The 9,560-nt window shown below is 61.3% G+C and carries 8 protein-coding genes and 2 pseudogenes; 6 read left to right on the plus strand and 4 right to left on the minus strand.

Features of this window, described 5'->3' with window-relative positions:
- Positions 1–5 precede the first annotated feature (5 nt).
- Positions 6–575, minus strand: a complete 570-nt coding sequence (locus M6689_RS13415) for a bifunctional 2-polyprenyl-6-hydroxyphenol methylase/3-demethylubiquinol 3-O-methyltransferase UbiG (protein ID WP_298272675.1) — start codon at positions 573–575, stop codon at positions 6–8.
- Between the two features lie 277 nt (positions 576–852).
- On the opposite strand from M6689_RS13415, the gene hcp reads away from it, so the two are divergent.
- Positions 853–2,502, plus strand: a complete 1,650-nt coding sequence (gene hcp / locus M6689_RS13420) for a hydroxylamine reductase (protein ID WP_298272677.1) — start codon at positions 853–855, stop codon at positions 2,500–2,502.
- An 85-nt stretch (positions 2,503–2,587) separates the two neighbouring features.
- On the opposite strand, the gene M6689_RS13425 is transcribed toward hcp, so the two are convergent.
- Both M6689_RS13425 and M6689_RS13430 read right to left on the minus strand, forming a co-directional pair.
- Positions 2,588–3,148 (minus strand): nitroreductase family protein, encoded by a 561-nt coding sequence (locus tag M6689_RS13425; RefSeq protein WP_298272679.1) that lies wholly within the window; start codon positions 3,146–3,148, stop codon positions 2,588–2,590.
- Positions 3,149–3,180: 32 nt separating this feature from the next.
- Positions 3,181–3,921, minus strand: a complete 741-nt coding sequence (locus tag M6689_RS13430; protein WP_298272682.1) for a DUF3108 domain-containing protein — start codon at positions 3,919–3,921, stop codon at positions 3,181–3,183.
- A 71-nt stretch (positions 3,922–3,992) separates the two neighbouring features.
- Between M6689_RS13430 and M6689_RS13435 the strand changes: the two genes are divergently transcribed.
- Positions 3,993–4,886 (plus strand): RluA family pseudouridine synthase, encoded by an 894-nt coding sequence (locus M6689_RS13435; RefSeq protein ID WP_298272684.1) that lies wholly within the window; start codon positions 3,993–3,995, stop codon positions 4,884–4,886.
- Positions 4,887–4,921: 35 nt separating this feature from the next.
- Here the strand turns inward: M6689_RS13435 and M6689_RS13440 are convergent, their stop codons facing one another.
- The gene (locus M6689_RS13440) at positions 4,922–5,638 is read right to left on the minus strand and encodes an ATP-binding protein (protein WP_298272686.1); all 717 of its coding nucleotides are present in this window, start codon (positions 5,636–5,638) and stop codon (positions 4,922–4,924) included.
- A gap of 435 nt (positions 5,639–6,073) precedes the next feature.
- On the opposite strand from M6689_RS13440, the gene M6689_RS13445 reads away from it, so the two are divergent.
- The 4 genes and pseudogenes from M6689_RS13445 (at position 6,074) to M6689_RS13460 (ending at position 9,360) form a co-directional block, all read left to right on the plus strand.
- The gene (locus tag M6689_RS13445; protein WP_298272689.1) at positions 6,074–6,934 is read left to right on the plus strand and encodes a cytochrome C; all 861 of its coding nucleotides are present in this window, start codon (positions 6,074–6,076) and stop codon (positions 6,932–6,934) included.
- Positions 6,935–7,075: 141 nt separating this feature from the next.
- A pseudogene (locus M6689_RS13450) lies at positions 7,076–7,508 on the plus strand (IS630 family transposase); the annotation flags it as partial.
- 72 nt (positions 7,509–7,580) lie between these two features.
- A pseudogene (locus M6689_RS13455) lies at positions 7,581–8,654 on the plus strand (IS3 family transposase).
- 94 nt (positions 8,655–8,748) lie between these two features.
- A complete protein-coding gene (locus tag M6689_RS13460; RefSeq protein ID WP_298272692.1) occupies positions 8,749–9,360 on the plus strand; it encodes a transposase in 612 nt (203 codons plus the stop codon).
- Positions 9,361–9,560 lie beyond the last annotated feature (200 nt).

Below are 9,560 nucleotides of genomic sequence, written 5' to 3' on the forward strand. Positions count from 1 at the left end.
TCTTCTCACCCCTTGCGGAAGATGAGCTTGGCGGTGGGGGAAGGGTCGTCGGGAAACTCGCCGTGATAGAGGATCTCCCCCGGATAGGGGGCGAAGAGCCTCAAGAGCTCCCCGGGCTGGAGGAGATACTCGGGGCGGTGGGGAATCGGTACGGTGGGGGATTCAAGGATGGTATCGAAGACGATGATCCCGCCGGCGGCGAGGGCCGCCACCTCCCGCGGGATGAGGTCCCGCAGCAGGAAGTTGAAGTTAAGGATCAGGTCGAAGGCCCCGGTGAAGCGGTACCGCTCCAGGTCCGCCCGGGCAAACCCGATGGCGAGCCCTTCCCGCGCAGCCCAGCGCCTGGCCTTTTCGAGCCCCACGGGCGAGATGTCGATACCCGTAACGCTGAAACCGTGCCGGGCCAGGAAGATGGAGTTTCGTCCCTCGCCGCAGGCAACGTCCAGGGCCCGGCGCCCCGGGCAGAGCCGCTTCAGCTCCCCGATCCACTGGGCGAGAAGCCGCGACGGCTTTTCCCCCAGAAGGCACTCCTCCGAGAGGTAGCGTCGGTTCCAGCGCAGCTTGTCGTCATCCATGTCCACCTTCCGTATGGGTTTACTCAGGTTATCAACATTACCACAACAAGCAGGCGCATGACCGACAAACGTTCGAGGCTCTCGCAAAACTCCAGCGGGCGTCTTTTCGCCGCAGAACCGCGGAACTGGCAAATCTTGACCCACGTCAAAGATAATCCCCCGTGGCTGGGGTATTCACTACCACAGACGCGATTGCAACCCGGAAGAAAAAGGCTATAGTAGTAAGGCCTTCTACTCCAGGGGAAACCACTCACAACAGCAAAAGGAGGAAACAGCGATGGGAATGTTCTGTAACCAGTGCGAGCAGGCTGCCAAAGGCGTCGGCTGCGAAATCATGGGAGTATGCGGCAAGAACCCCGAAGTCGCCGCGCTGCAGGATCTGATGCTCTACGGCCTCAAAGGGCTCGCCATTTACGCCGACAAGGCCCGGGAGCTGGGGGTGAAGGACGAGGCGATCGACCTCTTCATGCTCGAAGGGCTCTTCACCACCGTGACCAACGTCGACTTCGACCCGGTCAGTATCGCCGGCAAGCTGCGCACCTGCTTCGACCTGAAGGAGAAGGCCAAATCCCTCTACGAAACCGCCTACCGCGAGAAGAGCGGCGGCCATGCCCCGGCCGTCGCCGCCCCCCCCGCCTCCTGGGTCATCGCCGGCGACCTCGAAGGGCTCATTAAGCAGGGGCAGGAGCAAGGCGTCAAGAGCCAGCACTCCGACCCCGACATCCTCTCGGCCATCGAGATCGTCGTCTTCGGCCTCAAGGGGATGGCCGCCTATGCCGACCACGCCCACATCCTCGGCAAGAAGGACGACGAGGTCTTCGCCCTCTTCCACAAGGCCCTGGCCGCCACCACCGATCCTGCCAAGGGACTCATGGATTTCGTCGGAATCGCCATGGAGATCGGCAAGATTAACATCAAGGTCATGGGGATGCTCAACGAAGGGCACGTGGAGCACTACGGCCACCCGGTCCCGACCAGGGTCCAGATCGGCACCCGGAAGAACAAGGGGATCCTCGTCTCCGGTCACGATCTCCGGATGCTGGAGGAGCTCCTCAAGCAGACCGCGGGGAAGGGGATCGACGTCTACACCCACGGCGAGATGCTCCCGGCCCACGGCTACCCCGGCCTCAAGAAGTACCCGCACCTCTACGGCAATTTCGGCGGCGCGTGGCAGGACCAGGCGAAGGAGTTCCCCCACTTCCCCGGCGCCATCATCTTCAACACCAACTGCATCCAGCGCCCGGCCGACTCCTACAAGGACCGCCTCTTCTCCTGGGGCCAGGTGGGGTGGCCCGGCATCAAGCACATTGCCGGCTGGGACTTCTCCGAGGTGATCAACAAGGCCCTGGAGTGCCCCGACCTCCCCGACGCCCCGGAGAAGGAGATCCTCACCGGCTTCGGCCACAACGCCGTCCTGGGCGTGGCCGACAAGGTGATCGCAGGGGTGAAGGCGGGCGCCATCAAGCACTTCTTCCTCATCGGCGGTTGCGACGGCGCCAAGCCGGGGCGCAACTACTACACCGAACTGGCCGAGCAGGTGCCGAACGACTGCGTCATCCTGACCCTGGCCTGCGGCAAGTACCGCTTCAACAAGCTGGAGTTCGGCGACATCGGCGGCATCCCGCGGCTCCTCGACGTGGGGCAGTGCAACGATGCCTACTCGGCCCTGCAGATCGCCCTGGCGCTCGCCAACGCCTTCAACTGCGGCGTGAACGACCTGCCGCTCTCCATCATCCTCTCCTGGTACGAGCAGAAGGCCCACGTCATCCTCCTGTCGCTGCTGCACCTGGGAATCAAGAACATCAAGATCGGTCCGGCCCTGCCGGCCTACCTCTCCCCCAACGTCCTCAACTTCCTGGTGGAGAATTTCAACATCGGCCAGATCACCACGGTGGAGGCCGACCTCAAGGCGGCCCTGGGGCAGTAACCCCCCTTCCCCCTTTGCCGCAAGAAAGGCGCGGAGAGCGATCTCCGCGCCTTTCTTTCATCTCCGCTCCCCACCTGCCGGCCGGTTACACCTGGTATTTGCCGTAGTGGACGATCTCCTCCAGCGGCTTGCGCGGCGGCCCCTCCTTCCCCTGCTCCTGCGGGTAGCCGAGGGGAAAGAGCCCCACGATCCGAAGCTCCGCCGGGATCCCCAGAAGCTCCCCCAGCTGCTCCTCGTCAAAGACGCCGACAAAGACCGTCCCGAGCCCCAGGTCGTGGGCGGCGAGCATCAGGTTCTGGGCCGCGATCCCCACGTCGGTCAGGTAGTACTCCTGCCCCCGCACCTCCCCCGACAGGGTCGGTTCGCCGCAGGCGACGATCACCACCGGCGCCTCGGCCAAGGCCTTCTGGGCCGGGTTCGACCTGTACCCCCGCGTCGCGAAATACGCCTCCACGTACGACAGCTCGCTGATCTGGGCCTTCGTCGCCGGGTCCTCCACCACCACGAACCGCCAGCACTGCATGTTCGCCCACGAGGGGGCCTGCCGCGCCGCCTCCAGCACCGCCCGAAGTTTCTCCGGCTCCACCGGCCGGTCCGAGAACCTGCGGACGCTTCTTCTGGTCTTGATCGCCTCCAGCGTTTCCATAGCCCTGGTTTCCTTTCTGTTCCTGTTGGTCTCTACTTACCCTCGAATGTTCCCCCCACCAGGGTCGCCGTGACGCTTCCCACCATGACCTTGGTCCGGGCCAGGACCGGGATCCGTCGCGCGTCGTCGGTGAGCCAGATCTGGACGGTCCCCTTCCCTTCGAACACCCCTTCGGAGGCGACCAGGGGCTGGACCACAATGGTATCCACGTCACCGAGGAGGGTCCTGATCCGCTCCCGGCGCAGGACCCGCACCTCGATCCGCCGGGGCCGCTTGCTGTCGAGGATGTTCACGTAGCTCGACTTTCCCACCTCCAGCGGGAGGAAACGGATGGCGTAGAAGCTTCCGTAGATATCGATTGTATCGGAAGGAATCGGGATCTCAAGCTTTTCGCTCCCGAGCCGGTCCCGGTAGTGGGCGACCCCCCTGAGGTGGTCGAAGAGGATCTCCCGGTCGTGCCGCCGGCGCCCCTCGCGGGTCCGGAGCCGGTATTGCCGGACCTGCCCTGGGAAGCGCCCGTTGTCCGGATCGTAGATGCTTTCGATCCGATCCTCCACCGGGAAAAAGGTCGAAAGCCAGTTGTTGGAGCGGGCGGTGGAGACGATCCGCCGCCCATCTCCCCCGTCGCTGATCTCCTGGGTAGCCGTGCCGACGCTGATCCCGGTCCAGGAAAGCTCGTAGACGAGCTTTTCCGGCAGCCGCGGCGTGGCGCAGGCGATGCCGGCGAGAGAGACGAAGGCGATGATGGCGGTCAGCAGCCGCAGATATCCCATGGCAAGATTCCTCCTTGCGCTCTGGTTATGCCCCCTTGCACTCTCCGATAGGGGCGTCTATACTCCCTCCCATGCTCATGTTCACGATCACCGAAACAGATCACTGCCGGCAGGTGGCGAGCTTCCTCCGGAATCTCCTCCCCGCCGCCCCCCTCCCCTATCTGAAGAAGCTCCTCAGGGCGGAGCATCTCGCGTTGAACGGCCAGCCGGCGGCGCCTACCGCGCTTCTTGCCGTCGGGGACTCCGTCACCCTCAAGGAGAGCGGGCGGACCCGCGACTTCCTCGCCGTCTCCCCTCCGACCATCGACATCCTCCACGAGGACGAGCGGCTCGTCATCATCAACAAGCCGGCAGGGCTTGCGGTGCACCGGACCGCCGAGGCGGGGGAGGACAACCTCGTGGATCTGGCGGAGCGGTTCATGGCGGAACGGGGAACGCCGGTAAAGCTGCGGCCGGTGAACCGCCTGGACCGCGGCACCTCCGGGGCTACCATTTTGGCCAAGAGCGCGACGAGCGCCGGAATGTTCGGCCGTTTCGTCAAGGAGGAGGGGCTCGGCAAGCTCTACCTCGCCGTCGCGGAGGGAACCATGCCGCCGGACGGGGAGATCGACATCCCCCTGGACGGCAAAGAGTCCCTGACGCGCCACCGGCTCCTCTTCCAGAGCGGCGCCGAGGCCCTCGTCGCCCTCTACCCGGTTACCGGCCGGACGCACCAGATCCGCAAACATCTCTCCCTCATTGGCCACCCGGTGCGGGGCGACCGCCGCTACGGCGGCTCCCCCCTGGCAGGCTACCCCGGCCACCTTCTCCACGCATTCCGGGTCTCCCTGCGCCATCCGGAAACCGGGCGGGAACTCACCGTCTACGCGCCGCTGCCGATGGGGTTCGTTGCAACCGTGCGGGAGATCGCCGGCGAGGCGTTCCTCCCCCTGCTGCGCACCCTCCCGTCCCTTCCCCCCTCGTAGCCCGCCGGCGGACAGCCGTGGACGGAGGCGGCTCTTCAGAGCGTGAAGTAAAAGGTAGCCCCCTCCCCCGGCACCCCCTCGGCCCAGACGCGGCCGCCGTGCTTCTCCGCGATCCGCCTCACAGTGGCCAGACCGACGCCATTTCCTTCGAATTCGTCCCGGTGGTGAAGCCGCTGGAAAAGTCCGAAGAGCTTGCCGGCATGGGCCATGTCGAAGCCGACGCCGTTGTCGCGGACGAAATAGACGCTCCCACCCTCTCCCTCCACCGCCCCCACGCGGATGATCGCCCTCTCCCGTGGAACACTGAACTTGATCGCATTCGAGACGAGATGCGTGAGGAGCCGACGCACAAGTTCCGGGTCTCCCTCGGCGGGGGGGAGTGGATCGACGGAGAACGTGACCTGACGCCCTTCCGTCAGGGGGGAGGCCCCCTCGATTACCGCACCCGCCATCTCATTCATGTCGATGCGGAGCTTCTGGAGCCTCTGGCGACCAATGCGGGAAAAGGCGACGATCTCGTCGATCAGCCCCCCCATCCTCCCCACGTTGTTATCAATTATCGAGAGGAGGGTCCGCGCCTCGTCATCGAGCCCCGCGGCATGCTCGTCGCTCAGGATCTGAACCGCCACGGCGATGGTCCGCAGCGGGCCGCGGAGATCATGGGAAATCGCGCTGCTGAAGGCGGCAAGGTCGGCAACGGCGGCGTCGCGCTCGGCGACAAGCTGTCTCTTTTCTGGATCGGCAGGGGTCATATGTGTCCGGTCATGGGGCACCTTTTCGGCGTGCCCGGTAGCGGGGGGAATCGGTATCCCGATGCGCCGAAACCGCCCCGATGCATCGAAGCCGTTCTGTTGTTGAAAAATGGTACCTGAAATCATGGCCAAAAGTAAATGTGTTTGCGGCAAGGGAAACGGATGCTTCCCCCTTCACCGAGAAGGCCTTAGCGCACCCTCATCTCCCAAAACCGGCCAATCGCCATGACTCACTGATTTCATTACTGTTTTTCCGTGAACGTATTACCTTTTTCTAATTGACTGAAGACATCAGAAATGGCATAATTGGCCCCGTTTTTTGCCCAGAGTGCGGGTTACGCGCACCGTAACGACATCATATGTGTGAGACACGCTCCCCCCGATCGGGTCCGGAGCAATTACATCACGTGTGCCCCATGGCACAGAGGAGGAACGATGAACGCTGTAAAACGCATCAGGCTTCTCGCCACGGCGGGCCTGACCCTGGCAGTTGCGCTTTGCCTCGGTACAGGAACCCCGGCGAATGCCGACCAGCCCGCGCCGACGCTCTCCGTCAACGACTGCGTGAAGTGCCACAAGCAGGAACCCGCAGACATCGCCAGCGCCGGAGCAGGCCACAAGAAGATCACCTGTTTCGACTGTCACACCAACCACCGCCCGGCTTCGAAGAACAACATTCCCCAGTGCAGCAAGTGCCACACCGGCAAGAAGCACTACGAGCTCACCGGCTGCCTCGGCTGCCACAAGAACCCCCACACCCCACTCAACATCACCCTCTCGGGGAACATCACCGATCCGTGCCTGACCTGTCACACCCAGCAGATGGCGCAGCTTAAGCAGTTCCCGAGCAAACACTCGAAGCTCTTCTGCTCCACCTGTCACAACGTCCACGGCAAAATTCCGCAGTGCACCCAGTGCCACAAGCCGCACTCCTCCGAGCAGACCGCGGCCGACTGCAAGAAGTGCCACAAGGCCCACCAGCCGAAAAACGTCGTCTACGGCAAGGATGTTCCGAACAAGGATTGCGGAGCCTGCCACAAGAAGGCGTTCGAGCTCCTGAGCGCAAGCAAGGCGAAGCATAAGGCCCTCGCCTGCGTCTACTGCCACCAGGACAAGCACAAGATGGTACCGGCCTGCCAGAGCTGCCACGGCGTACCGCACCCGGCCGGCATGATGGCCAAGTTCTCGAAGTGCGGCGAGTGCCACAACATCGCCCACGACCTGAACCACTGGAGCACCCCTGCCAAGGTTGAGCCGGCAAAGGAGCCGAAGAAGCACGAGAAGAAAAAGAAGTAACCCGTCCTGACCAGCTTCGTACAGCGGGGTCCGCACGAAAGTGCGGACCCCGTTATTTTTTCCCTAACAGGCTATTGAAAAACGTCATGAGAAGGCCGGGATGCTAGTGTTTAATTGCATTATTAAGTGAAATACAGTAAACCCCCCTCATGAAAACCGCCAAAATATGACAAGAACTTTCGCAATCAGGTGCTCAAGACACTGGAAGAGCCACCGTCTAGCGGTCAGGCTTGCTGGGATGGGTCGGCAATAGCTAAACACCTAGAATTGTTCCGATGATGCCGTCTGGCGCGTCCTTCGCAAAGAAGGTATCTGTCTTGCCAGACAAAGAAGCTGGTGCGTCAGCACTGATCCTGAATTTGCTCCAAAAGCTGCTGACATTGTAGGTCTTTACTTGGCGCCGCCAGCAGATGCATTAGTTATTTCGATTGATGAGAAGCCAAGCAATTCAGGCACTGGAACGAGCAACCGGATATGTTTGCACCAGAGCAAAAAGATCGTACAAGGCCTTAAGAGCACCTACAAACGCCATGGAACCTTAAACCTGTTTGCTGCACTTAATGTTGCCACCGGCGACTGAAGTGGTTGCGCTTTTTGAGACAGGGTGTTAAGCAATGAACCGACCTATTTCGAGAGGAGAGGTTCAATGCCGCAACATCGTACACGCCACAGCGCAGAATTTAAGGCCAAGGTAGCCCTAGCCGCCCTGTCAGAGTCCAAGACCCTGGCAGAACTAGCCAGCGAGTATCAGGTCCATCCGACACAGATCACTCGCTGGAAACAGGAATTGATTGAGAATGCCACGGACCTCTTTGGCAAGGGCAAGAAGAAAGAGGTAAACCACGAGGCCGAAGTGGCCGAGCTACACCGCGTGATCGGCAAGCTCAAGGCTGAGAACGATTTTTTGTCCAATCGGCCCGGACTGAACTTGACCGGGCGCAGAAACAAAAGATGATCGCCGCCGGTCATCCTGAAGTTTCTGTTGAACGTCGCTGCGAGCTCCTCGGGGTCCCCCGTGCCAGCTACTATCGCGGCCCTGCTTCCGGTCTGCGTTCCGGGGACCTGGAGCTGATGCGCCGGATCGACGAACTTTATCTGCAACAACCCTGGATGGGAAGTCGCTCCCTGGCTGATCATCTCACGACCCCGGAAGCACCGGTGGGACGGGGTCGGGTTCGGCGCCTGATGCTCATCATGGGGGTCGAGTCTCTGGCGCCCAAGCCGGGCACCAGCAAACGGCAGCCAAGACATCACCTACATCCCCATGGCACGGGGCTTCATGTACCTGATAGCGATCATGGACTGGGCCACCAGAAAGGTCTTGTCCTGGCGGCTGTCCAACACTCTGGATACCAGCTTCTGCGTTGAGGCGCTCAAAGAGGCTCTGTTCAAATACGGCGCCCCGGAAATCTTCAACACCGACCAGGGGTGCCAGTTTACCAGCGAGAAATTTACCTCCGTCCTCAAGGCCTGGAACGTCAAGATCAGCATGGACGGCAAGGGACGGTTCAAGGACAACATCTTCATCGAGCGACTCTGGCGCACCCTGAAGTACGAGAGAATCTACCTGAAGGCATACGAAACCGGAACCGAGCTTTCCAAGGACCTGACCGTCTGGTTCAACTGGTACAACGACAATCGAAGGCATTCATCGCTTGACAAGCTGACACCCAATGAGGCTTATTCCAGAGGACTTGCACAACAGAGAGCGGCCGCCTGATGCCGGAAACCCCAACAACATCGGGACATTGCTTATTCCACCCCTCAGGCTGTCTCACGAACTCCGGCCACCTCACAAGGTGAAGGAGGTGACGGTGGGCGGTACCCGCTACATCGTCTGCCGAAACGAGCGTCAGGCAAGAAAGGACGCCGCCGACCGAGAGGCCATTGTCGAAGCGCTCAAGGAGAAGCTACACACGGCGCCAAAGTCACTGGTCGGCAACAAGGGCTACCGCTCGTTTCTCAAGGTTGACAGGGAGAGCGTGACCATCGACGAGAAGAAGGTCGAAGCCGATGCCCGCTACGACGGGATCTGGGTCCTGACCACCAACACGAAGCTCTCCGCGAAAGAGGTGGCGCTCAAGTACAAAGAACTCTGGATGGTGGAGCACACCTTCCGGGACATGAAGTCGGTGTTGGATACCCGTCCCATTTACCATAAATGTGACGAAACCATCCGGGGCCATGTCTTTTGCAGCTTCCTGGCCCTGGCGCTCAAAAAAGAGCTCGACGACCGGCTGGTCTCCCGGGGACTTCAGTACGAGTGGGCCGAGATCAAGCAGGACCTGAAGGCGCTTCAGGAAGTGGTCCTAGAGGAAAACGGCACCCGGCTTGCGGTCCGAACCGAGTGTCAGGGAGTCTGCGGGAAGGTGTTCAAGGCCGTTGGTGTTGCCCTACCGCCGACGATACGAATGATCGGAGAGTAGTGAGAAAACGGGTTGTCAAAGAGCGGGTTCCTGGTGCCAAGACTCGAATTGCGCCTTGTAACTGCATAATCTGGAAGACTATTTAAAATTCAAGTGTAAAAGATCAGCCTAGATCAAAAAAGGTGGTCCCATAGCAGGGGCCACCTTTTTTGCATTCCGAATTCAGTGATAAGCGAGCAGGGCAGGAGCGCAAAAAGCCC

It is taken from the genome of Geobacter sp. (assembly GCF_027327745.1).
GTDB lineage: Bacteria > Desulfobacterota > Desulfuromonadia > Geobacterales > Geobacteraceae > Geobacter.

Coding starts and splice junctions, on each gene's coding strand:
- M6689_RS13445 (WP_298272689.1), top strand. CDS start 6,074: ATGAACGCTGTAAAACGCATCAGGCTTCTCGCCACGGCGGGCCTGACC.
- M6689_RS13415 (WP_298272675.1), bottom strand. CDS start 575: ATGGATGACGACAAGCTGCGCTGGAACCGACGCTACCTCTCGGAGGAG.
- hcp (WP_298272677.1), top strand. CDS start 853: ATGGGAATGTTCTGTAACCAGTGCGAGCAGGCTGCCAAAGGCGTCGGC.
- M6689_RS13435 (WP_298272684.1), top strand. CDS start 3,993: ATGCTCATGTTCACGATCACCGAAACAGATCACTGCCGGCAGGTGGCG.
- M6689_RS13430 (WP_298272682.1), bottom strand. CDS start 3,921: ATGGGATATCTGCGGCTGCTGACCGCCATCATCGCCTTCGTCTCTCTC.
- M6689_RS13425 (WP_298272679.1), bottom strand. CDS start 3,148: ATGGAAACGCTGGAGGCGATCAAGACCAGAAGAAGCGTCCGCAGGTTC.
- M6689_RS13440 (WP_298272686.1), bottom strand. CDS start 5,638: ATGACCCCTGCCGATCCAGAAAAGAGACAGCTTGTCGCCGAGCGCGAC.